Genomic DNA, 21,374 nt, shown 5'->3' on the forward strand with positions numbered 1-21,374 from the left:
ATGAATCTGCAACTCGATGTTCTGCGCCAGGCCTACCGCAATGGCGACACCACACCGCGTCAACTGCTGCCGACACTGCGCGACAAAGCAGCCGCGCTGAACCCGGATTATCACCTGTTCATCCACCTGCTCAGCGTCGCCGAACTGGAGCCCTATCTGGCGGCCCTCGATGGTCGTGATCTCGACAGTCTGCCGCTGTACGGCGTGCCGTTTGCGATCAAGGACAACATCGATCTGGCCGGCATTCCGACCACCGCCGCGTGCCCGGATTTTGTTTATGTGCCGGAGCGCTCGGCGACCATCGTCGAGCAACTGATCGCGTTGGGCGCGATTCCGCTGGGCAAGACCAACCTCGATCAATTTGCCACGGGGCTCAATGGCAGCCGCTCGCCTTATGGCGCCTGCCCGAACAGCGTATTGCCGGAATATCCATCGGGCGGTTCCAGCGCCGGTTCGTCGCTGGCGGTGGCCTTGGGCGTGGCGAGTTTTGCCTTGGGCACCGACACCGCAGGCTCCGGTCGGGTGCCGGCGGCGTTGAATAATCTGCTCGGATTGAAGGCCAGCAAAGGGCTGATTTCCACCGCCGGTGTGGTGCCCGCGTGCCGTACGCTGGATTGCGTCACCACGTTTACCGCAACGGCGCGCGAGGCCAGCCAGTTGCTGGCGCTGACGGCGAAAATCGATCCGCGCGATGAGTACAGTCGCCGCAATCCGTCGTGGAATGATGGCTCGGCGTTTGGTGCGCCACGGCCGTTTCGTTTCGGCGTGCCGCGTGCGCAGGATCTGCAGTTTTTCGGCTGTGTCGAAGGGCCGCTGTTGTTCGGCGATGCCATCGACCGACTCAAGGCCTTGGGTGGCGAAGCGGTTGAACTGGATCTGACGCCATTTCTTGAAGCCGCGCGTTTGCTTTACGAAGGGCCGTGGGTCGCCGAGCGTTACAGCGTTGCCGGCGAATTGATGGAACAGAATCCGCAAGCCGTTTTGCCGGTGATCCGCGCCGTGCTGGCCAAAGCCCCGGCGGTGAGCGGCGTGCAGACTTTCCGCGCGCAGTACCGGCTGCAAGCGTTGAAAGCGCTGTGCGATCAAGCGCTCGAAGGTCTCGACTGTGTACTGACGCCGACCATCGGCCGCCCGGTGACACTCGCCGAACTGCACGCCGAACCGGTGCTGCGCAATTCGGAACTGGGTTACTACACCAACTTCATGAACCTGCTCGACTACGCCGCCGTCGCCGTGCCGAGCGGATTTATGGCTAACGGGATGCCGTGGGGCGTGACGCTGTTTGGGCGGGTGTTTACCGATCAATATCTGTTGAGTGTGGCGGATGCGATGCAGCGTCAGCAGGACACTGCATTGCCGACGCCCGCGAACGTAGCGCGCAATGATCGTGCGCGAATAGTGGTGTGTGGCGCGCATCTGCAAGGGTTGGCGTTGAACTGGCAACTGACGCAGCGCGGTGGGCGGTTGCTGGAAACGACGCTGAGCTCGCCGGATTATCAACTGCATGCCTTGGCCGGCAGCCCGCCATTGCGTCCGGGGATGGTGCGGGTGAAAGACGGCGGCGTGGCGATTGCGGTGGAGGTGTGGGAGTTGCCGAGCAGCGAGTTGGGTTCGTTTCTGATGGGGATTCCGGCGCCGTTGGGATTGGGCAAGGTGCAATTGGCGGATGGGCGCTGGGAGAGTGGGTTTATCTGTGAGCCGTATGGTCTTGAAGGCGCCAAAGACATCAGCCACCTCGGCGGCTGGCAGGCCTACCTGAAAACCCTGGCCTGACCGCCATCTGTAGGAGTGAGCCTGCTCGCGATAGCGGTATGACATTCACCGAAGATGTGACTGATCTACCGCTATCGCGAGCAGGCTCACTCCTACAAGGACAGCGTAGCAACAGGGAAATACAGGAACGACCATTCGCGCCGCACATGGAGCAGTTATTTCCCCGCAGTCCCACTAGAATGCATGCCATCGGGCCACTGCCAACGGAACTGCCATGCCGCATCGATCTGCGCTGTACTCCCAACGCTCGCTGGTACTCACGCTGATCGCCCTGCTCGGCGCCGGTTTCCTTGCCACGTCCCTGCTGAGCTACTACGCCTCGCGCGCCTCGATCCGCGACAACATCGTCAACACCGAGCTGCCGCTGACCTCCGACACGGTCTACTCGGAAATCCAGAAAGACCTCGTCCGACCGATCCTGATTTCCTCGATGATGTCCCGCGACACCTTCATGCGCGACTGGGTGGTCAACGGCGAACAAAACCCCGAGCAAATGACCCGCTACCTCAACGAGGTCATGACCCATTACGGCGCCTACACCGCGTTTTTCGTCTCCAATAGCACCCTCACCTACTACCACGCCAAAGGCGTGCTCAAGCAGATCAAAGTCGAAGAACCGCGCGACGCCTGGTACTTCCGCGTGCGCGACATGAAGGATCCGTACGAGATCAACGTCGACCCCGATCTGGCCAACAAGGACAACCTGACCTTCTTCATCAACTACAAAGTCTACGACTACCACGAGCGTTTCATCGGCGCGGCCGGCGTCGGTTTGACCGTCGACGCAGTGATCAAGTTGATCGACAAATACCAGCAGCGCTATCAACGCAGCGTGTACTTTGTCGACACCTTCGGCCGACTGGTGTTGACCGGCGCCGAGGGCGGCCCGGAAGGCGCGCACATCGGCCAGAGTCTTGGCGAAATCGAGAGCATGAAAAGTCTGGTCAGTCAGTTGCCGAAACCGCACAGCGGCAGCTATGAGTATTCCGCTGAAGGCCAGGGACATTTTCTCAACGTGCGCTTCATTCCCGAGCTGAACTGGTACCTGTTCGTCGATAAACGCGAAGACGGTGCGTTGAGCGAAATCCGTCAGTCGCTCTATCTCAATCTGTTGATCTGCTTGCTGGTGACGCTGAGCGTGTTGGCGTTGCTCAATCGCGTGATCAAACGCTATCAGCGCAAGATCCAGGCGCAGGCAACCCTCGACAGCCTCACCGAACTGCCTAACCGTCGCGGCTTCGACCTGCTCGCCGCGCAAGCCCTGCACGAAGCACAACGCGAGACCAAACCGCTGACGGCGTTGCTGATCGACCTCGATCACTTCAAAGCGCTGAACGACACCTACGGGCACATGGCCGGTGACCAGGTGTTGATTGGCTTCGCCCGCGATCTGCAAAGTTGCCTGCGCCACGCCGACATCGTCTGCCGTTGGGGCGGTGAGGAATTTATCGTGCTGCTGAAGGACACCGACGGCGACACCGGTCAGAACATCGCCGAGAAAATTCGCCAGCATGTCGAACAACAGGAATATGCCTACAACGGTCACACCTTGAATCTGACGGTGAGCATCGGCGCCACCACCCTGCAACGCGATGACACCTTGCACAGTCTGCTGTCGCGGGCCGATCATGCGATGTACCGGGCCAAACAAACCGGCCGCAACCGCACCTGCGTGGAAATGCCTCACTCGACTTATGCCTGATTCCGACGTTAAACCCGACCATTGCCCGGCCTGCGGCGCCCGCAACGACTGCAGCCTGGCCGACCCGCGCACTGCCGACCGCGAATGCTGGTGCTATGGCGTCAGCATCGACCCGGCCGTGCTCGAAGCGCTGCCGCCAGCACTGCGCAACCAATCCTGCCTGTGCCCGCGTTGCGCGCAGGTCGAGGCGCAACTGCAAGCGGCCAAGCGGCCGATCCCGTAAGATGCGCGCCCCTTCATTGATCGAACACTGAACATGCGCGTCGACCGTTTCCTCAGCAATCTACCGCGCTTCAACCGTCAGCAGGTGCGCCTGTTGCTGGTGGAAAAGCGCGTGCGGATTGACGGAAAAGTCGTCAGCGATCCGCACAGCGAGGTGCTGGAGTTCAGTCGCGTAGAGGTTGATGACGAAGTGCTGCAAGTCGGCAAACCGGCGCGCTATTTCATGCTGCACAAACCGCCCGGCTGCGTCAGCGCCACCCGCGATCCGCAGCATCCGACTGTGCTCGACCTGATCGATGAACCGGACAAGGACGACCTGCATATCGCCGGGCGTCTGGACTTCAACACCACCGGGCTGATGCTGATCACCAACGACGGCGCGTGGTCGCGGCGCTTGACCCAGCCACAGACCAAACTGCCGAAGGTCTATTACGTCGAGACCGAGCAGGAGATTGGCGCGGAATATGCGATCACCTTTGCCGAGGGGATTTACTTCGCGTTCGAGGATCTGACCACGCAGCCGGCGCAACTGGAGCTGCTCGGCCCACGCTCGGCGCGGCTGAGCATCGTCGAGGGGCGTTACCATCAGGTGAAGCGCATGTTTGGTTTCTTCAACAACAAAGTCCTGCGCTTGCACCGTGAATCCATGGGGCTGTTGCAGCTTGATGACGCGCTAAAACCGGGCGAGTACCGCGCTTTGCGCACCGAAGAGATTCATTTGTTCTAAGCCCGCGACCGCTCAGCAGAAGTTGTCGAACAATTTACCAACGGCACTTGCGCGATCCTGCCTCCCCTGCTTGAATCAGGACGTCGGCCGAAATGTGACCGACGAGTCACAACATACCTCTAAGAAACTTTTTGTCGGTCGTCAGCCCCAAGGGCTGCGCCTCAGCCGACAAACTGCCCGCCAATAACAATACCCGTCGACCTGCCTTATCGGATCGACATGGGCCAAGCAAATTCCAGGCGTATGCCTACCTGTCACAAAGCTCGTGCAATCTCACCATTGCGCGCATACCCGCTTGCTTGCCAGGAGTCTTATGACATGAGGCCAGAAATCGCTGTGCTGGATATACAGGGTCAGTATCGGGTTTACACGGAGTTCTATCGCGCAGACGCCGCAGAAAAGACCATCATTCTGGTCAACGGCTCGATGGCCACGACTGCGTCGTTTGCACAAACCGTGAAGAACCTGCACCCGCAATTCAACGTGGTCTGCTACGACCAACCCTACGCGGGTCGGTCAAAAGCCCACAACCGCCACGAGAAACATCTGACAAAGGAAGTCGAAGGGCAAATCCTGCTGGAGCTGATTGACCACTTTGGCGCCGAGCACGTGCTGTCGTTTTCCTGGGGCGGTGCTGCGACTCTGGTCGCCCTCGCCCACCAGCCTCGGCGTATCGAACGGGCGGTGATCAGCTCGTTCTCGCCGGTGATCAACGCGCACATGCTCGACTACCTTGAACGTGGCGTCGACTACCTCGGCCAGCGCGACGGCGACAGCGTCGGCCATCTGGTCAACGACACCATCGGCAAACATTTGCCTTCGCTGTTCAAGCGCTTCAACTACCGCCATGTCAGCAGCCTGGCCGAGCACGAATACGGACAGATGCATTTCCACATCAGCGACGTGCTGCACAGCGACCGCCAGTGCTACTTGAACGCGGCGAAAAAGATCAACGTGCCAGTGCTGTTTTTAAACGGCGAATGGGACGAATACACCGCCGCCGACGATGCGCGCCTGTTCGGCAACCACGTCGCGCAGAGCACCTTCACCACCCTGCAAGCCACCGGGCATTTTCTCGATATGGAGCACAAAGCGGCGTGCCGCGATAGCCAGAACGCCTTGCTCGGCTTTCTGAAACCGGCGCAGCAAACCAGCCGAACGCGTTACTCGTTTGTTCAGGATCAACATGCATTGGCTATTTGAAAAAGTGTCGTCGCGCACGAGCCTGCAGGGTTGAGCTTTTGATTTGCGACCCGCAGCGCTCGTCCGCGATTGACCGTTTTCAACGATTCAAAGGCTTATTTTGCAAAAGAAACTTCAAATCCGTGGCCGAGTCTGGTACAAAGTCAGCCGCTCTGAGCGGGTATAGTTTAATGGTAGAACAGTAGCTTCCCAAGCTTCCGACGAGGGTTCGATTCCCTCTACCCGCTCCAATCAGATTTTGTCTCACGTCGTGATTTTTTGACGGGGGATGCAGGAATACAGAAAACCGGCCTATAGGGCCGGTTTTTTTGTGTCCGGGGTTTGTAGAGTTCGATATTCCGTAGGTTTTCTCTCCTCGCCTCGTCTTGTCACTCCTTGCAAAACAAACCTCGGTTTTCTAGTTCAGATGCCTTCTAACCTGAAGCTGGGGCTGCAACCTCGCCCTGTTCCTTTGACATCAGTGATTGCATCACTGGACATTGACGACTAACATCTCCCAAAACGGGAGGAGGCATGGATGCGGATAATGGCAAGATCAACTTTGCGGCAATTCTGGGAAAGCCATCCTGCTTTCGCTGACTCCGAGACACCGCTTGTTGAATGGTATCGCCACATGGAAAAGGCCGAATACCGTACGCCACAGGAGGTTAAAGCCGAGTTGAGAACCGCAAGCGTCCTTAAAGGCGCGAGAGTGGTGTTCAATGTCGGCGGTAACAAGTATCGAGTGATTTTGGCGATCGACTATCAACGGCAGCTCGGCTTCATCCGCTTCGTTGGCAGCCATGCCCAATATGACCAGATCAACGCGGAGACCGTGTAATGAACATCAAACCCATTCGGAGTCCGGAAGACCTCGCCGCCGCGTTTGTACGCATGGAGCAGCTGTGGGGCGCCGAACTCAATTCGCCTGAGGGCGACGAGCTGGAAATTCTCGCATTGCTGATCGAGAAGTACGAAGACCAGCATTTTCCAATGCCACCTTCCGACCCGATTGAAGCGATTAAATTTCGCATGGAACAGCAGGGGTTGACGCCACGTGATCTGGAACCGTTCATTGGCACCAGTGGACGCGTATCCGAGGTATTGAATCGAAAGCGCAAACTGAGCCTGTCGATGATCAAGCGCTTGCATGAAGGCTTGCGAATCCCCTACGAGAGCTTGCTTGCAGGGGCTTGAATGCTTCTGTCTGCAAGATAAACCGGTTTTAAAGGCCGGTTTTTTTGTGTTTGGGGTTTGGTAAAAAACTCGAGCGCAAATCCTTGAAACACACCCTCCTTACCCTCCCCTGAGCCTTACCTAGACTGCACTAAGCCGATGCGCCCATCAAAGGACGATGACCGCACAGGGATTAGCATGTTGATCACGATAATCCAGTAGGTATAGTAACCACCAAGCACACCACAAGGAGGTGTTGTGAATAGCCGTTTTTTAATCGGCCAACTCGTCGCAGACGGTTGGTATCTGGTGCGGATCAGAGGCAGTCACCATCACTTCAAGCATCCGAGCAAACCCGGATTGGTCACTGTGCCGCATCCGAAGAAGGATCTTGCTCAATAAAACGGCCATCCGTATTTTGCAGCAGGCGCTGCTTTGACTCACTCAGTCAGTTGCGCCATGGAGGACAACACACATGCTTTATCCGATTGCGATTTCAATAGGTGATGACGAACACGCCTGGGGCGTGGAAGTGCCGGACATTCCTGGCTGTTTTTCCGCAGGTGATGACCTCGACGATGCTGTCGCCATGGCTCGCGAAGCGATCGAAGGCCATTTCGAGATTCTGGCCGAGGACGGTGCGCCTATCCCGTCCGCCAGCAAACTGGGCGTGAATGTGGCCAATCCGAAATACGCCGGTTGCGCGTGGGCGGTGGTGGACATCGACGTGGTCAAATATTTGGGCAAAGCCCAGAAGCTCAACATCACCCTGCCGGGGCACCTGCTTAATCGTATTGATGAGTATGTGTTGCACCATCCGGAAGAAAAGAGCCGCTCGGGGTTTCTCGCGTCGGCGGCTTTGAAGGTGTTGCAGCAGGGTTGAATTCGTCTTTGTCTTAACGGGTATTGGAACTGAGCCATTCACTGCGACGACATTTTGAAAGAGTACTCATCCCATGACGCAAAACATCTACGACGATCCCGAGTTTTTCCAGGGCTACAGCCAGATGAACCGCTCCATCGGCGGGCTTGATGCCGCGCCGGAATGGCCGGCACTCAGAGCGTTGCTGCCGGCCATGCATGGTTTGAATGTGGTCGATCTGGGTTGTGGTTATGGCTGGTTCAGCCGTTGGGCCAGTGAGAGCGGCGCCGCCAATGTGCTGGGTCTGGATGTTTCGGAGAAGATGCTGGAGCGCGCGCGGCAGACAACGGTGGCGACGAATATCCGTTATGAACGTGCCGATCTTGAGCAGCTCGACCTGCCGGTTTGCAGTGTTGATCTGGCGTACAGTTCACTGGCGCTGCACTACATCAAGAACTTGTCGGGGCTGTTTGCTCATCTGTATGCGGCGTTGAAACCGGGCGCGCACTTTGTGTTTTCCATCGAGCATCCGATTTTTATGGCCCCGCGTAATCCGGGGTGGCTGGTTGATAGCGAGGGCAACAAGCGTTGGCCGCTGGACAGTTATCAGATGGAAGGTGAGCGGGTGACCCATTGGTTGGCCGAGGGCGTGATCAAGCAGCATCGTACGATCGGGACGCTGCTCAATTCGTTGATTGAGGCGGGGTTCACTATTCGTCATGTCAATGAATGGGGGCCGAGTGATGCCGAGGTGGCGGCGCAACCGGCGCTGGCGGAAGAGCGGGAGCGGCCGATGATGATGCTGGTCGCGGTGCAGCGTTGAATGGATTCAACCTTGGAATAGCCCCTCACCCTAGCCCTCTCCCAGAGGGAGAAGGAACTGACCGAAGAACCGTCCGAAGCTACGCCGACCTGCGATATCGAGCCGAACTCAGGATCTGAAAAGCCCCAAAATCAGCCCCCTTTCCCTTGGGAGAGGGCTGGGGTGAGGGGCTCGCCGGACGTAACGCCGCCGCTCTCCAGTCGAACAACGCATTCGTTCGTTTCAGCGAGTCGCGACGATAAACAACCGCGGAAACGGCAACAGCACCGACCCATCCGCCAACGCCGGATAAGCCTTCGCGACTTCCCTCAGGTATTGCTCCAGATATTCCGCCCGCTCCGCTTCAGTCAGCGGACTCAAAAACGGAATCAACCCGCTACCCTTGAACCACTCAACCACCCCTGCCGCGCCACCCGACAATTGATGGTGATACGTCGTGCGCCAGACATCGACCCGCGCACAATGCGGCCGCAGCATCGAGAAATAAACGCTGGCACTCGCCATGTCCGTCCGCTGCCCCGCCGCGCCGGCGAGCTTCGCGGCCCATGGGCCATTCGCGGCGACTTCACGCATCAAGCGGTGAGACGGTTCGTTGAGGTTATCCGGCATCTGAATCGCCAGACTGCCGCCCGCCGACAACTTGTTGGCCAACGCGGGCAACAACGCTGCGTGATCCGGCACCCACTGCAGCACGGCATTGGCGAAGATCACATCAAACGGCCCGGTGTCCGCCCATCGATCAATCTCTGCCACTTCGAACTGCAACTGCGGTAAACGCTTGCGTGCCGCGTCGATCATGTCCGGCGAGCTGTCCAGCCCGCAGACCTGCGCCTCAGGAAAACGCTGCAGCAGAAGCTCCGTCGAATTGCCCGGGCCACAACCGATATCAACTACCGATCGCGCTTCTGCCGTGGGAATCGCCGCCAGCAGATCGCGGGCCGGGCGGGTGCGTTCATCTTCGAAAGCGACGTATTGCTTGGCGGACCAACTCATTGCGTTCTCCTGTCGGGGACATTTGGGCGGTCCGCTCAAGATACAGGCACCCAACCGCCCTATGCCAGATCGACGCTTTAGAAGCGGTGTCTTTTCCCCGATCAAAAAAACCGGCCTCGATGGCCGGTTTTTTCGTTAGTCGTAGTAACCGACCGTTTTCTTCAAGTGATCCGAATATTCATAAATGTCGTCGACCGAGGTGATCGGATGACGAGTCTCATTTTTCTCTTCATCAAAGATGCCGATGTACTTTTGGGAACGATTGAAATGCAATCGACAAATCGGTTTGCGATTGTTGTCATCTAGAAGGATGCCAAAGTAACTCTGTGTATCACGCTGAACAATGCGTTTGGCATCGACCACCGACCTGACCAACGCTCGAACTATGTGATACCCCTCAAGTTCCTCCAAGGTCGTCAGCACCTTGTCATCTGACTCATCTCGAGGGTCTATAGGATCAGTGCCAGCAGCTGTCGACGGCAATGACGCCAGCGTTGGCTGAATAGCCCCACTCATTGCGGACTTGAGCCGATCATTTATCTGGTCATTTAGAAATTGCACAACGGCCTTTCTTGTCAGTTCATGAAACTGCTCACGCACCTTCTGCGTGATTACACCGTCGTAAACGCGAGAAGCAAAAACCTTTACGAAATCATCATCCGGTTTACTGACCTGTGCCGCGATGACTTTCTTGATTTGACTAACATATTTCAGTTCCCCTGCGGCGTTGATGATGGAGTCAACATCAAATGCGGACTTGGTCAGCTTGATAAGCTCAGGCACGGAGTACTCATCAATGTCGAGGAGATCCAGCTCTAGAAATGGCTTTTCATCCATTTTGTTTGGCGCGTCCAGGTCGGTGAAAAACTTGTAGACCTGGCCATTCGTCAAGATGGAGATCCGCGCACTGGTGACATGAAAGTAACGAAACAGCTGTGAAGCATGATTGATGTGCAGAGGCTCGCCGATCTTTTTACATTCAATGAGAATCTGTACTTCGCCGCCCTTCATGATGGCGTAATCAATTTTCTCGCCCTTCTTCGTACCAACATCGCAGACAAATTCGGGCATCACCTCAGTCGGGTCAAAAACGTCATAACCCAAAACCGTACTGATAAACGGCATGACGAAGGCATTTTTTGTAGCCTCCTCCGTTTGTATCGCGGCGCTCTGCAACCGTACCTTGGCGGCGAGGCTGGCTAACTTTTCGAAGAATTCCATGAGCTACCTCTTGCGTGATTTCTATCCGTGTAATGCCCTACTGGCAATTTGATCGCCACTTGATACTAGACACAAACCTGCACAATGAAAGTTTCACCCACAGGTAGTCCAAACACTGCTGAGCTTTTATCGAGAGCAACAGGGGTCAGTAGAATTTTCACAACGCCGTCAGTGTCTGAATTTCATGCACTCCCCCCAATAAGGAATACGGCTATGAAATTCGCGAAGATTTCCCAGAAGCTTGCTCTGTGGGCCGGTAGCCCGAAGACGTTTATGGGGGCGTTGATCCTGATTGGGCTGTGGGGGTTGAGCGGGCCGATCTTTAATTACAACGATACGTGGCAACTGATCATCAACACCTCGACCACGATCATCACGTTTCTGATGGTATTTCTGATCCAGAACACGCAGAACCGTGACACCGACATTCTGCATTTGAAGATTGATGAGTTGCTGCTGGTGACCAAGGAAGCGCAGAACGCGATGCTCGGGCTGGAAGCGCTGGATTTGAAGCAACTGGAGGCGTTGCGCAGGCATTACCGCTCGTTGGGCGAGGGCGAGGTGTTTAACCTTGAAGGGCTGGGTGGGAAGAGCAAGTCGAAGCAGGATTTGAATGAGTGCTAGGTTTATCGGGCGAATAAAAACACTTGTGGCGAGGGGATTTATCCCCGTTGGGCTGCGAAGCAGCCCCATTTCTTGCTGCCGAATTCAACCTGACACACTGCATTGAATGGTTTAACGACTGCTGCGCAGCCGAGCGGGGATAAATCCCCTCGCCACAGGGGATCTGTGTTGTCTGTGAGATTAGCGGCTGGCCTGTAAGGCTCTCGCCATTTCCAGGTGATTCTGCAGTTTCGGCAGGGTCTCGTCGGCGAAGGCTTTGATCTCCGGCACATCAGTGGTCTGCGCTTCCTGCTCGATTTGCTGAATGGCCTCTTCGGTGGCTTTGACCTGACTCGCGGCATAGGCCTGATCAAACGTCGCGCCGTCCTTCACCTCTGGAATCAGCTCTTTGGCCTTGTCGGCGATTTCTTCGCGCGGCGCGATCGGCAGGTCGAGCTTCTTGGCAATTTTCGCCAGGTGCTGATTGGCCGTGGTGCGGTCATTAATGACGACGATGGTGTAATCCTTGACCTCTTTGGATTCGGTTTTCCCGTGGGCCAAGCGGCTGGCTTCGATATCAGCCATGCCTTTGGCCGACGCATCGTTGATGAAATCGGCAGGCGACTGGGCATAAGCACTGGTGGCGCACAGGCTAAACAGCGAAACAACACTCAAATTGCGTAAACGGGTGGCCATCCGGCTCATGGTCGCGCCCTCCTTTTCTCAAAATTCAAGCGGGAGCTTACGCCCCCGCCTCTCAATCAAAACGACTTCACTGACTACTTCGATTTCTGACCGGGCTTGCGGCCCATTTCTGTTTTCGCAGGGTCTTTGTCGACAGTCGTTGTAGTGGTTTTCCCACCTTTGCGACCGGCTTCAGACGCCTTCGTTCGATCGTTAGCGAAGTTTCCCGAGTTCGAGTTTCTTGAATTAGGCATGATTCTCTACCTCTTGGTAATGATCGTGGCGAGCAGGTGCCCGCCTAGATTGAGAATTTTCTGGCCAGCAAAGGTTTAGAAAAGTTGTCGTTGCACTGACGAACGGTGAAGCGCAATCAGCTAATGCAGCGCCCGATGATTGCCGCGCTGCGCGATGTACAGTCACCTTCAAGCCTTGTTCGGCATCAGCCCCGGCAACGCATGCACCAACGCGTTGATGGCGAAACCGATGAACATCACCCCGCACAACCGGGTGATCAGCAACTCGTGGCGCTGATACAGCGTGCGCACCCGCTGCGCGCCGACAACACCGATGAGAATAGCGTAGGCGAGCAGCCCGCCAAGGAAGCTCAGGGCGATCAGCGCCGGCAGCATCGACCAGTTGAGCAGCTCGGCACGGCTCGACAGCAGCGCAGTAAACGTCGCCACCGCCACCGGGTACGCCTTGGGATTGGTCAGCCCGAACAGAATGCCGTGCCAGAATGGATTGCGCGCCGCGCCCTGCGGTTCGTCCGCATTGCGTCGCTGCGCCCGCACCGCGCGCCAGCCGAGCCAGAACAAGTACAGACCGCTGAGCACGCCGAGCACGTCGAATGCCGTGCTGCCGATTTCCCGAGCGCCAACAATCGCGATCAGCGCCGTGCTGCACCAGACCACATCGCCGAGCAGATGCCCGCAGAGAAACCCCGCCCCGGCCCGTCGCCCATGGGCCGCGCCAATACCGAACACCGCCAGCACACCCGGCCCCGGCGTGATGCCGTAAATGAAACCCGAGGCCAGAACGGCCATTAGCAACGATAGAGTCATGGAAAACCTGCAAGCGCCAGAACACGTGGCGGCCAGTCTATATCAGCCGATTGCGCCTGATCACTGCCCGTCGTAAAAACGCATGCCGGCGTACGGTTTCTGCCGACACGCTGCGAGTCGCGAGGCCAGATCGCCGACGTGAGCTTCGAGCTTGTGGCCATCCGGATCGAGAAAATAGAACGACGCACCTTCGCTGCGGTTATCGCGCCATTCCCGCACGTTTGCTGCTTTTAGCGTTTGTACGAATAGCGCAAAATCCGCAGCGTTGAGGCTGAAGGCGTAATGGGTGTAGTCGGCGCCCGGCTCGCTAGTGCGTAATGGATCGAACGAGAGGCACAGCCACAGTCCCGGAAGCGAAAGATAGGCACCGGCGTCCCACGTCGCCTCGACGCGCAACTGCAATACGTCACGATAAAACGCCAGACTGCGGTTCAGATCGCTGACGGCGAGGGTCAGGTGGTTGAGGCCGGTGAGCATCGGTTCAGTAACCTCTGAGGTATTCGGAAGTAAGGTTCAGACTTCACTGCCACGTCCCGTTCCTTGATGACTGTTCAGCCGCGCACTATCCCCTCCTCAATCTTCCGATTCAACCAATTCAACGCTTGATCCCCACCCCGTCGCTTGTGCCAGGCCAGCACAAACGTAAACGGCGGAATATCAAACGGTGGCGGCACAACAATCAAATCCCCATGCACCAAATCGCGCACGCTGCGCGATGACACGGTGAGAATCAAATCCGTGCCACTGATCAACTGCGGCGCGACGTTCCAGTGCGGCAGGCTGATCGCGACGCGACGGCGTTCGCGCAGGGAGGTCAGGGCTCGCTCGATTTCCGGTGTGCCGCTGCCGCGCATTTCCAGCAAGACATGCGGGCGCGACAGGTAGGTGGGCAGATCGAGCACGCCGTTGGCCGGCAAGGTCTGGCGGTCGAGCAGGCAGACGTAGCGTTCTTCGAACAGCAGCGTGCTGCGCAATTCATGGGGCATTTCCGGGAAGACGCCGGCGGCGAGGTCGATATCGCCATTGAGCACGCCTTCGAGCATGCCTTCGCGGCTGGCGTGGCTGATTTGCAGGTCGATGCCCGGCGCTTCGCGGCGCAGGATCCGGATCAGATCGGGGAGGATGATCGCCGCGCCGTAGTCCGACATCGCCACGCGAAAGGTACGTCGGGCGCTGGCGGGATCGAAGGTGTTTGGTGCCAGCAGCGATTGCACTTGAGCGAGGGCTTCAGCGAGCGGCGCGACCAGTTCCAGCGCTCGTGCGGTGGGCGCCAGGGTTGCGCCGGCGCGCACCAGCAGCGGGTCGCCGAGCAAATCGCGCAGACGCGCCAGCGCATGACTGACCGCCGGTTGGCTGAGGTGCAGGCGCTCGGCGGCGCGGGTGACGTGCTGCTCGCTGAGCAAGGCGTCGAGAATCACCAGCAGGTTGAGGTCGATGCGGCGCAGATCATTCATTTGATGCATGTTCTGGATGACGAAACGGAATTTAAATCTGCGCGACGAATACTCTAGAGTCCAGCAAAACCTGTTGGAGAATGATCATGAGTACGTTGCAGTGGGCCGGTCTGTTGGCGTTGGCCGCGTTTGCCGGGGCGGTGGTGCCGTTTCAGAGCGCGATCAACAGCAACCTGGCGCGCGGATTGGGCCATCCATTGTGGGCGACGTTGACGTCGTTGCTGGTGAGTGTGCTGGTGTTGTTGCCAGTGATTTTGGCGTTGCGGTTGCCGCTGCCGTCGCTGGCGTTTATCAGCAAGGCGCCGATGTGGATGTGGGCAGGTGGTGCGTTTGGGGTTTGTTTTGTGGCGCTGGCGGTGGTGTTGCTGCCTAAGCTCGGGGCTTCGGGGTTTGTGGCGTTGGCGCTGGCGGGTCAGGTGCTGGCGTCGATGCTGCTGGATCACTTTGGCTTGTTTGGGTTGGTGGAGAAACAGCTGACATTGCCTCGGCTGTTTGGCGCGGTGTTGTTGATTGCGGGGGTGGTGTTGATTCAGTTTGGCAATTCGCCGGGAAGAGTCTTGGCACCGCAATAAAGATCAAAAGATCGCAGCCTTCGGCAGCTCCTACAGGATTGGATTCGCACTCTGTAGGAGCTGCCGAAGGCTGCGATCATTTCAGCGGTTCAGTACTTATCGAGCGTGCGCAATTTCTGCGGCAACCCCCACAGCAACAACGCCGCTGCGATCAACGCCGCCACGCCAATGACATACAGCGCTGGCGTGGTGCTGCCGGTGAGATCCTTGATCCGCCCGACCATCACCGGGCTGACGATCCCGCCGAACTGCCCCAGCGTATTGATCACCGCGATCCCGCCCGCCGCACCTGCGCCGGCACCGGCCAGCAACTTCGGTGGCAGCGTCCAGAAGCTTGGAATAGCGGCGATGATGCCGGCGCCGAGCAAGCCGAGGGCGACGATCAGGAACGTGGTGTGATCAGCAAAAATCCCCGCACTGAAGAATCCGATCGCGCCAACCACCACCAACCCCGCGACAAACTTGCGGCGCTCGCCGGTTGCGTCCGACAACCGCCCGATCACGATCATGGTGATCGCACCGCAGATGTACGGAATGGCGGTCAGTAGACCGATCATCACCGGGCTCTCGGTACCGGCGCTGCGAATCAGTTGTGGCGCCCAGAAATTCAGTCCGTAAGACGCGACCTGAATCAGAAAGTAGATCAGCCCCAAGGTCAGAAAACCCGGAATCCGTAGCGCCGCCAGCAACGAACCGCCGCTCTTGTGCGGTTCGTGATGGGCGATGCGGCTGGACAGCAATTTTTTCTCGTCAGCGGTCAGCCAGTGAGCGTCCTCGATGCGATCCTTGAGCAGCGTCAGCACTAGAAACCCTAGGCCGATGCACGGCAGACCACCGAGCAGAAACAGCCAATGCCAGCCGCGCATTTGCAGAACGCCGTCGAGGTGTTCCAGCACCAGCCCGGAGAACGGTGCGCCGACCAGACCGGCAAACGCCGAGGCCAGAAACAGCATCGAAGTGATGCGTCCACGGAAGTGCTGCGGGAACCACAGCGTCAGGTAATACAACACGCCCGGGGCGAAGCCGGCTTCCATCGCGCCGATCAAAAAGCGCAGCGCATAGAACTGCCATTCACTGGTGACGAAGACCATCAGCGCCGTCGCCACGCCCCACGACATCATGATCCGCGCGATCCAGCGTCGGGCGCCGACCTTGTAGAGCATCATGTTGCTCGGCACTTCGAACAGCACGTAACCGACCACAAACAGCCCGGCGCCGAGGCCGTAAGCGGTGTCGCTCAGGCTCAGGTCGGCTTGCAGTTGGAACTTGGCGAAGCTGATGTTGATGCGGTCGAAAAAGGCGAACAGGTAGCAGACCATGATCAACGGCATCAGGCGCCAGGCGACTTTGCTGACCAGGGCTTTTTCGGCGTCGTGATCGACAGACGAGCTCGCGCCCGCCTCCATTACATTGAGGCTCATAGCTTTTCTCCAGGCGGACTGCCGGTGGGCGTCCGATTGTTTTTGTTGTCTGGTTATGACGCTGTTCCTGTAGGAGCCGAGCTTGCTCGCGAAGGCGTCAGGGCAGTCGCATCACTGCTGAATGACACACCGCGTTCGCGAGCAAGCTTTGCTCCTACAGAGGGGGATTCAGGTGGGGATCGGGTGCAGGTCGCAATTGCGTCCGGCCTTGGCCAGTTGGCCGGGGACTTCGTGTCCGAGGAGATCCGGCAATCCGCGCGAGAGCTTCAACAGCAGCGGCAAGTCGATGCCGGTATGAATGCCGATCTCATCGCACAAATTCACCAAGTCTTCAGTGCAAATATTGCCCGACGCCCCCGGTGCAAACGGACAGCCACCAAGACCGCCCAGCGCTGCATCGAAACGTCGGGCGCCAGCCTCGTAAGCCGCCAGCACATTGCACAACCCCAAACCTCGGGTGTTGTGGAAATGCAGGGTGAGATCCGCCGTCGAAACCCGCTGCAAAACCCGCCGTACCAAGCGATCCACCTGACGCGGATTGGCCATACCGGTGGTGTCGGCGAGGGTGATGCCTTGAATGCCCAGTTCCTGATAAGCGTCGACAATCTGCAACACACGATCCTCGTCAATCTTGCCTTCGAACGGACAACCGAACGTCGTCGCGATACTGCCGTTGAGCCGCACACCCGAACCATCGGCAAAAGCAACAATGTCGGCAAACGCCGCCAGCGAATCCTCGCAGCGCATGCGCATGTTGGCGAGGTTGTGCGTCTGACTGGCGGACATCACCAGATTCAGCTCATCTGCGCCCGCCTCCAATGCGCGCTGCGCGCCTTTGAGGTTGGGGATCAGCGCGACGTAAATCACCTGCGGTTGACGCTGAATGCCCTTGAATACCTGCTCGCCATCACGCAGCGCCGGAATGGCTTTCGGCGACACAAACGAGCCGGCTTCGATGCGGCTGAAACCCGCCAGCGACAGTTGATCGATGAGCGCGATTTTGTCGACGGTTTCCACCCACGTCGGCTCGATCTGCAAGCCGTCGCGAGGCGAGACTTCCTGGACGATCAAGGTTTGCGAATAGTCGGAAATCATTGCACTACTCCCTGGCTTTTCAGGCGTTCGATGTCGAGTTCAGTCAGGCCGAGACCGGCGAGAATACCGGCGGTGTGCTGGCCGAGGGTCGGCCCAGACCAGTTCACGCCGCCGGGGGTTTCCGAGAGTTTCGGCACGATACCGGGCATCTTCACGGTTGCGCCGCCGGGCAGTTCGGCGTCGAGCAGCATGCCGCGCGCCTGATAGTGCGGATCGGCGACGATGTCGGCCACCGAATAGATGCGCCCGGCCGGGACTTCGGCAGCTTCGAGGGCGGCGAGCACGTCGTTGATCGGCAGGCTGCTCGTCCAGTGAGTGATCGCGGCGTCGAGCATGCCACTCTTGGCCGCACGGCCGTCGTTGTGGGCGAATTCTTCGGCGTCAGCCAGATCATCGCGACCGATGGTTTGCATCAACCGCTTGTAGATCGGATCGCTGTTGCCGGCGATCACCACGTAAGCGCCGTCAGCCGTAAGGTACGTGTTGGACGGTGCAATGCCCGGCAACGCGCCGCCGCTGCGTTCGCGAACGTGGCCGAGCATGTCGTATTCCGGCACCAGACTTTCCATGACGTTGAACACGCTTTCGGCCAGCGACACATCGACGATCTGGCCACCGCCCTGCCCGGTTTTGACCCGCAGCAGCGACATCAACGCGCCGATCACCGCATGCAAGGATGCCAGCGAATCGCCGAGGCTGACGCCCACTCGCGCCGGCGGCGAACCGGGGGTGCCGGTGGTGTAGCGGATGCCGCCCATCGCCTCGCCGATCGCACCGAAACCGGGGCGATCGCGGTAGGGGCCGGTCTGGCCATAACCGGAGATGCGCACGAGGGTGAGGTTGGGATTGAGCGCGTGGAGCACGTCCCAGCCGAGGCCGAGTTTTTCCAGCGCGCCGGGGCGCAGGTTTTCGATGATCACGTCGGCGTCGGTCGCCAGTTGCTTGACCAGTTCGATGCCTTCCGGGGATTTGAGATTGAGCGCCAGCGACTGCTTGTTGCGCGATTGCAGGTACCACCACAGCGACGTGCCTTCGTGCAGCTTGCGCCATTTGCGCAGCGGGTCGCCCTGACCCATGGCTTCGATCTTGATCACCTCGGCGCCGAACTCGGCAAGCATGCGCGCGGCAAACGGCGCGGCGATCAGGGTGCCGATTTCGATCACTTTGATCGCACTCAGGGGGGCAGTCATCGCGGGGTACCTCTTGTTCTTGGAATATGCCGGCAAGACTAGAGGCGTGATGGTGGAGGAATCCAACCTTCGTTCGGCAAAGGGTGTTCGCGAAATGCGAACGCACCGCCCCTGTAGGAGCTGCCGAAGGCTGCGATCTTTTGATCTGTTGTTTCAAGGGCAAGATCAAAAGATCGCAGCCTTCGGCAGCTCCTACAGGGGCATTTCAGCCAGGCAGATGATGGGTATATCAGCCACGCAAATGCTCAAACAACAACCGGCTCACCGGCGACAACCCCGCCTCATCGCGCACCACCACAATCAACGCGCGATCCGACCAGTCATCGGTCAACGGCACCGCGTGCAGCCCCAGCGCCTGACCAAACAACTCATACGCCCGCTGCGGCAAAATCCCGATGCCCATGTTGGCCTGCACCATCCGGCACACCGCATCAAACCCCGGCACATGAATGCGAATGCGCAGCACCTTGCCCGCCTGCCGCGCCGCCGCGTGGGTGCGCATGTTGATCGAACTGGCCGCGTGCAACCCGACGTAATCACTGTCCAGCGTTTCGGCAAAAGCCACCGATTCACGCGCGGCCAACGGATGCTCCGGCAACATCACCACCACCAGTTTGTCCTCGCGGTACAGCACGCTGTGCAGGCCCTTGATGTCGCTGTCGTTGGAACAAATACCGAGATCCGCGACGCCATCGAGCACACCCTGAATCACCCCGGCACTGGGCCGTTCTTCAAGGTCAGTCTTGACCTGCGCATGCCGCGCGGAAAAGTCGCGCAAGTCTTCCGGCAGAAACTGAATGATCGCCGACAGGTTCGCCAGCATCCGCACATAGCCGCGCACACCGTGGCTGTGCTCGCCCAGTTCCAGGCCCATCTTCTCGACGTTAAACAACATCTGCCGCGCATGGTGCAGCAGCGTTTCCCCCGCCGGCGTCAGCGTCATGCCCTTGGCCTGGCGCACGAACAGGCTGATGCCCAGCGCCTCTTCCAATTCCATCAAGCGCTTGCTCGCCGCCGACACCGCAATGGCTTCGCGCGCGGCGGCGCGGGTCAGCGTGCCCTCTTCATGCACGGCGACAAACAGTTGCAGGGTGATCAGGTCGAGGCGGCGAATCAGGCTTTTTTGCAGCATGGAAGTCTCGCTGGCGGGGACATTCGAGTCGGCAGGATAGCCCGGTTTTCGTTGAAGTCAGACATGTGATTAATCCGCCGACGTTCGTGGCTTCGCCCTACAAACAAAACTCTGTTGCCTCTCAGGATTCGCGGAATCGGCCTATTTTTGTCCGACTTTTCGCTCTGTAAAGTCTGGCAACACACACAAATTGCAACACCCCATGGATCGCTACGCTCAAGGAATGTCGCCTGTGAATCTTCCGTTGCACACCCCGAATCTGTATTCCAATTTCCGCAAGATCATTGCCCTCGCCGACTACGATTGGGACATCGCCGAACAGGGCAAAGTCGCCGGTCTCAATGTCGAAGTTAAGAGCCCTAATCACTTGCTCGATCAGTACGGGCGTGAATTCCATCACTTCTGCACGACCTCTTATCTGGGGCTCGATCATCACCCCGCCCTGCTCGAAGGCGCCATCGCCGCCCTGCGTGAAACCGGCAGCTTGCGCGTCGCCAATTCGAAGAACCGCTGCAAACTGGCGATTCTCGAGCAGTACGAAAACGAGCTGTCACAACTCTTTGACACGGTGTGCCTGAGCACCTTGTCGTGCAGCGCCGCCAGCGCCGGAATCCTGCCCTTGCTGGCCAGCGGCATCTTCACCGAAGGTCAGCCGCCGGTGATGGTATTCGACCGCCACGCGCACTACTCGATGAATCATTTGAAAGCCGCGTGCGCCGATGAAACCCGCGTGGTCACCGCGCCGCACAACGACATGGATTTTCTCGAACGCACCTGCCAGCAACACGGTCGCGTGGCGTATGTCGCTGACGGCGCGTACAGCATGGGCGGCGTCGCCAACATGGAAGGTCTGTTGTATCTGAAGGATCGCTACGGGCTATTTCTGTATCTGGATGATTCCCACGCGTTGTCGGCGGTCGGTCAGCACGGCGCCGGGCTTGTGCGGCCACGGGTGGCGGCGCTGGAAGAGGATTGCCTGATCGTCGCGTCGCTGGCCAAGTCGTTTGGCGCCAGCGGCGGTTTGGTGATGCTGGGCAATGAGCGGCAGAAAACATTGATCCAGCGTTACGGCGGGCCGAGCAACTGGTCGCAGAGTCTCAACTGCGCGGCGATCGGTGCCGGCAGAGCGTCGATCCGCCTGCATCGCAGCGCCGAATTCGCCGCGCTGCAAAGCAATCTTCAGGCTAATATCCGCCTCTTCGACAGCCTGATCAGCACCGATCAATGCCACAGCAACATGGCCATCCGCTTGATCAAATGCGGGCAGGCGGCGGTGGCCAATCGAGTGGCCAGCGAACTGGCCGAACAGGGGTTTTTCACCAGTGCGGTGTTTTTTCCGGTGGTCGCACAAGGCAAGGCAGCCATCCGCATTACGCTGCGCGCGGACATGCCGCCAGCGCTGATTCGGCGCTTCTGTGAACTGATCACCGAGCTGTTACGCACCCACCGCTGTGATCTCGACGACTGAAAACAGGGACGAA

Annotated in this window: 23 protein-coding genes, 1 tRNA gene and 1 pseudogene; 14 read left to right on the forward strand and 11 right to left on the reverse strand. The window is 58.5% G+C overall.

The genetic code is table 11. The annotated features are described in order from the left end of the window. The 11 genes and pseudogenes from atzF to ACIOMO_RS17865 all read left to right on the forward strand — a co-directional run bounded on the left by atzF (position 1) and on the right by ACIOMO_RS17865 (position 8,467). Entirely contained in the window at positions 1-1,773 is a 1,773-nt protein-coding gene (gene atzF / locus ACIOMO_RS17815; RefSeq protein WP_401242488.1) for an allophanate hydrolase, read from the forward strand. Between the two features lie 214 nt (positions 1,774-1,987). Beyond that, on the forward strand, positions 1,988-3,475 hold the full coding sequence (locus tag ACIOMO_RS17820) for a sensor domain-containing diguanylate cyclase (RefSeq protein WP_212545225.1): 1,488 nt from the start codon (positions 1,988-1,990) through the stop codon (positions 3,473-3,475). Beyond that, positions 3,468-3,698 carry a cysteine-rich CWC family protein gene (locus ACIOMO_RS17825; RefSeq protein WP_053118015.1) on the forward strand — a complete coding sequence of 77 codons (231 nt, stop codon included), beginning with the start codon at positions 3,468-3,470 and terminating at the stop codon, positions 3,696-3,698. The genes ACIOMO_RS17820 and ACIOMO_RS17825 overlap by 8 nt, the downstream gene beginning before the upstream one ends. Positions 3,699-3,731: 33 nt before the next feature. Then, the gene (locus ACIOMO_RS17830) at positions 3,732-4,424 is read left to right on the forward strand and encodes a pseudouridine synthase (protein WP_400646660.1); all 693 of its coding nucleotides are present in this window, start codon (positions 3,732-3,734) and stop codon (positions 4,422-4,424) included. Positions 4,425-4,742: 318 nt separating this feature from the next. After that, positions 4,743-5,627, forward strand: coding sequence for an alpha/beta fold hydrolase (locus tag ACIOMO_RS17835; protein WP_401242492.1), 885 nt, complete (start codon positions 4,743-4,745; stop codon positions 5,625-5,627). Positions 5,628-5,783: 156 nt separating this feature from the next. Next, positions 5,784-5,857 (forward strand) — tRNA-Gly (locus ACIOMO_RS17840). 287 nt (positions 5,858-6,144) lie between these two features. After that, positions 6,145-6,447 (forward strand): type II toxin-antitoxin system HigB family toxin, encoded by a 303-nt coding sequence (locus tag ACIOMO_RS17845; protein WP_401242495.1) that lies wholly within the window; start codon positions 6,145-6,147, stop codon positions 6,445-6,447. Further along, positions 6,447-6,803, forward strand: a complete 357-nt coding sequence (locus ACIOMO_RS17850) for a type II toxin-antitoxin system HigA family antitoxin (RefSeq protein WP_212545229.1) — start codon at positions 6,447-6,449, stop codon at positions 6,801-6,803. The genes ACIOMO_RS17845 and ACIOMO_RS17850 overlap by 1 nt, the downstream gene beginning before the upstream one ends. Positions 6,804-7,040: 237 nt before the next feature. Further along, positions 7,041-7,221, forward strand: a pseudogene (locus ACIOMO_RS17855) (type II toxin-antitoxin system HicA family toxin). Between the two features lie 36 nt (positions 7,222-7,257). Continuing rightward, complete coding sequence (locus ACIOMO_RS17860) at positions 7,258-7,665, forward strand: type II toxin-antitoxin system HicB family antitoxin (RefSeq protein ID WP_053118006.1); 408 nt, start codon at positions 7,258-7,260, stop codon at positions 7,663-7,665. Positions 7,666-7,738: 73 nt separating this feature from the next. Further along, positions 7,739-8,467 carry a bifunctional 2-polyprenyl-6-hydroxyphenol methylase/3-demethylubiquinol 3-O-methyltransferase UbiG gene (locus ACIOMO_RS17865; RefSeq protein ID WP_053118004.1) on the forward strand — a complete coding sequence of 243 codons (729 nt, stop codon included), beginning with the start codon at positions 7,739-7,741 and terminating at the stop codon, positions 8,465-8,467. Between the two features lie 222 nt (positions 8,468-8,689). Here the strand turns inward: ACIOMO_RS17865 and tam are convergent, their stop codons facing one another. Both tam and ACIOMO_RS17875 read right to left on the reverse strand, forming a co-directional pair. Further along, positions 8,690-9,460, reverse strand: coding sequence for a trans-aconitate 2-methyltransferase (gene tam, locus ACIOMO_RS17870; protein WP_401242500.1), 771 nt, complete (start codon positions 9,458-9,460; stop codon positions 8,690-8,692). Between the two features lie 135 nt (positions 9,461-9,595). Next, positions 9,596-10,681: a type I restriction endonuclease gene (locus tag ACIOMO_RS17875; RefSeq protein ID WP_401242503.1), complete on the reverse strand. Its 1,086-nt coding sequence runs from the start codon at positions 10,679-10,681 to the stop codon at positions 9,596-9,598. Positions 10,682-10,894: 213 nt separating this feature from the next. Between ACIOMO_RS17875 and ACIOMO_RS17880 the strand changes: the two genes are divergently transcribed. Further along, a complete protein-coding gene (locus tag ACIOMO_RS17880) occupies positions 10,895-11,305 on the forward strand; it encodes a low affinity iron permease family protein (protein ID WP_053118000.1) in 411 nt (136 codons plus the stop codon). Between the two features lie 180 nt (positions 11,306-11,485). Here ACIOMO_RS17880 and ACIOMO_RS17885 read toward each other — a convergent pair whose 3' ends face one another. From ACIOMO_RS17885 to ACIOMO_RS17905, 5 genes are all read right to left on the reverse strand, one after another. Then, entirely contained in the window at positions 11,486-11,989 is a 504-nt protein-coding gene (locus ACIOMO_RS17885) for a DUF4142 domain-containing protein (protein WP_401242506.1), read from the reverse strand. A gap of 74 nt (positions 11,990-12,063) precedes the next feature. Beyond that, positions 12,064-12,222 carry a KGG domain-containing protein gene (locus ACIOMO_RS17890; protein ID WP_082341401.1) on the reverse strand — a complete coding sequence of 53 codons (159 nt, stop codon included), beginning with the start codon at positions 12,220-12,222 and terminating at the stop codon, positions 12,064-12,066. A gap of 168 nt (positions 12,223-12,390) precedes the next feature. Next, the gene (locus tag ACIOMO_RS17895; RefSeq protein ID WP_053117996.1) at positions 12,391-13,029 is read right to left on the reverse strand and encodes a LysE family translocator; all 639 of its coding nucleotides are present in this window, start codon (positions 13,027-13,029) and stop codon (positions 12,391-12,393) included. 60 nt (positions 13,030-13,089) lie between these two features. Next, on the reverse strand, positions 13,090-13,506 hold the full coding sequence (gene fos / locus ACIOMO_RS17900) for a fosfomycin resistance glutathione transferase (protein ID WP_401242510.1): 417 nt from the start codon (positions 13,504-13,506) through the stop codon (positions 13,090-13,092). A 74-nt stretch (positions 13,507-13,580) separates the two neighbouring features. Then, positions 13,581-14,492 carry a LysR substrate-binding domain-containing protein gene (locus tag ACIOMO_RS17905; protein ID WP_401242513.1) on the reverse strand — a complete coding sequence of 304 codons (912 nt, stop codon included), beginning with the start codon at positions 14,490-14,492 and terminating at the stop codon, positions 13,581-13,583. A 77-nt stretch (positions 14,493-14,569) separates the two neighbouring features. Here ACIOMO_RS17905 and ACIOMO_RS17910 point away from each other — a divergent pair, with 77 nt between their 5' ends. After that, positions 14,570-15,055 carry a DMT family transporter gene (locus ACIOMO_RS17910; RefSeq protein WP_401242516.1) on the forward strand — a complete coding sequence of 162 codons (486 nt, stop codon included), beginning with the start codon at positions 14,570-14,572 and terminating at the stop codon, positions 15,053-15,055. An 89-nt stretch (positions 15,056-15,144) separates the two neighbouring features. Here the strand turns inward: ACIOMO_RS17910 and ACIOMO_RS17915 are convergent, their stop codons facing one another. The 4 genes from ACIOMO_RS17915 to ACIOMO_RS17930 form a co-directional block, all read right to left on the reverse strand. Further along, positions 15,145-16,476: an MFS transporter gene (locus ACIOMO_RS17915; protein ID WP_401242519.1), complete on the reverse strand. Its 1,332-nt coding sequence runs from the start codon at positions 16,474-16,476 to the stop codon at positions 15,145-15,147. 168 nt (positions 16,477-16,644) lie between these two features. After that, positions 16,645-17,571, reverse strand: a complete 927-nt coding sequence (locus ACIOMO_RS17920) for a hydroxymethylglutaryl-CoA lyase (protein ID WP_401242522.1) — start codon at positions 17,569-17,571, stop codon at positions 16,645-16,647. Continuing rightward, a complete protein-coding gene (locus ACIOMO_RS17925; RefSeq protein ID WP_401242525.1) occupies positions 17,568-18,761 on the reverse strand; it encodes a CaiB/BaiF CoA transferase family protein in 1,194 nt (397 codons plus the stop codon). The genes ACIOMO_RS17920 and ACIOMO_RS17925 overlap by 4 nt, the downstream gene beginning before the upstream one ends. A gap of 229 nt (positions 18,762-18,990) precedes the next feature. Continuing rightward, a complete protein-coding gene (locus ACIOMO_RS17930) occupies positions 18,991-19,893 on the reverse strand; it encodes a LysR family transcriptional regulator (RefSeq protein WP_053117982.1) in 903 nt (300 codons plus the stop codon). Between the two features lie 223 nt (positions 19,894-20,116). On the opposite strand from ACIOMO_RS17930, the gene ACIOMO_RS17935 reads away from it, so the two are divergent. Continuing rightward, positions 20,117-21,361, forward strand: coding sequence for an aminotransferase class I/II-fold pyridoxal phosphate-dependent enzyme (locus ACIOMO_RS17935; RefSeq protein ID WP_401242620.1), 1,245 nt, complete (start codon positions 20,117-20,119; stop codon positions 21,359-21,361). The last annotated feature ends 13 nt before the right edge of the window (positions 21,362-21,374 follow it).

The organism is Pseudomonas sp. NPDC087804, from assembly GCF_044742965.1.
GTDB classification, from domain to species: Bacteria; Pseudomonadota; Gammaproteobacteria; order Pseudomonadales; family Pseudomonadaceae; genus Aquipseudomonas; species Aquipseudomonas rustica.

Bases quoted from the DNA above. Each gene is read 5' to 3' on its own strand.
- atzF (WP_401242488.1), top strand. From the start codon at position 1: ATGAATCTGCAACTCGATGTTCTGCGCCAGGCCTACCGCAATGGCGAC.
- ACIOMO_RS17820 (WP_212545225.1), top strand. From the start codon at position 1,988: ATGCCGCATCGATCTGCGCTGTACTCCCAACGCTCGCTGGTACTCACG.
- ACIOMO_RS17825 (WP_053118015.1), top strand. From the start codon at position 3,468: ATGCCTGATTCCGACGTTAAACCCGACCATTGCCCGGCCTGCGGCGCC.
- ACIOMO_RS17830 (WP_400646660.1), top strand. From the start codon at position 3,732: ATGCGCGTCGACCGTTTCCTCAGCAATCTACCGCGCTTCAACCGTCAG.
- ACIOMO_RS17835 (WP_401242492.1), top strand. From the start codon at position 4,743: ATGAGGCCAGAAATCGCTGTGCTGGATATACAGGGTCAGTATCGGGTT.
- ACIOMO_RS17845 (WP_401242495.1), top strand. From the start codon at position 6,145: ATGCGGATAATGGCAAGATCAACTTTGCGGCAATTCTGGGAAAGCCAT.
- ACIOMO_RS17850 (WP_212545229.1), top strand. From the start codon at position 6,447: ATGAACATCAAACCCATTCGGAGTCCGGAAGACCTCGCCGCCGCGTTT.
- ACIOMO_RS17860 (WP_053118006.1), top strand. From the start codon at position 7,258: ATGCTTTATCCGATTGCGATTTCAATAGGTGATGACGAACACGCCTGG.
- ACIOMO_RS17865 (WP_053118004.1), top strand. From the start codon at position 7,739: ATGACGCAAAACATCTACGACGATCCCGAGTTTTTCCAGGGCTACAGC.
- tam (WP_401242500.1), bottom strand. From the start codon at position 9,460: ATGAGTTGGTCCGCCAAGCAATACGTCGCTTTCGAAGATGAACGCACC.
- ACIOMO_RS17875 (WP_401242503.1), bottom strand. From the start codon at position 10,681: ATGGAATTCTTCGAAAAGTTAGCCAGCCTCGCCGCCAAGGTACGGTTG.
- ACIOMO_RS17880 (WP_053118000.1), top strand. From the start codon at position 10,895: ATGAAATTCGCGAAGATTTCCCAGAAGCTTGCTCTGTGGGCCGGTAGC.
- ACIOMO_RS17885 (WP_401242506.1), bottom strand. From the start codon at position 11,989: ATGAGCCGGATGGCCACCCGTTTACGCAATTTGAGTGTTGTTTCGCTG.
- ACIOMO_RS17890 (WP_082341401.1), bottom strand. From the start codon at position 12,222: ATGCCTAATTCAAGAAACTCGAACTCGGGAAACTTCGCTAACGATCGA.
- ACIOMO_RS17895 (WP_053117996.1), bottom strand. From the start codon at position 13,029: ATGACTCTATCGTTGCTAATGGCCGTTCTGGCCTCGGGTTTCATTTAC.
- fos (WP_401242510.1), bottom strand. From the start codon at position 13,506: ATGCTCACCGGCCTCAACCACCTGACCCTCGCCGTCAGCGATCTGAAC.
- ACIOMO_RS17905 (WP_401242513.1), bottom strand. From the start codon at position 14,492: ATGCATCAAATGAATGATCTGCGCCGCATCGACCTCAACCTGCTGGTG.
- ACIOMO_RS17910 (WP_401242516.1), top strand. From the start codon at position 14,570: ATGAGTACGTTGCAGTGGGCCGGTCTGTTGGCGTTGGCCGCGTTTGCC.
- ACIOMO_RS17915 (WP_401242519.1), bottom strand. From the start codon at position 16,476: ATGAGCCTCAATGTAATGGAGGCGGGCGCGAGCTCGTCTGTCGATCAC.
- ACIOMO_RS17920 (WP_401242522.1), bottom strand. From the start codon at position 17,571: ATGATTTCCGACTATTCGCAAACCTTGATCGTCCAGGAAGTCTCGCCT.
- ACIOMO_RS17925 (WP_401242525.1), bottom strand. From the start codon at position 18,761: ATGACTGCCCCCCTGAGTGCGATCAAAGTGATCGAAATCGGCACCCTG.
- ACIOMO_RS17930 (WP_053117982.1), bottom strand. From the start codon at position 19,893: ATGCTGCAAAAAAGCCTGATTCGCCGCCTCGACCTGATCACCCTGCAA.
- ACIOMO_RS17935 (WP_401242620.1), top strand. From the start codon at position 20,117: ATGTCGCCTGTGAATCTTCCGTTGCACACCCCGAATCTGTATTCCAAT.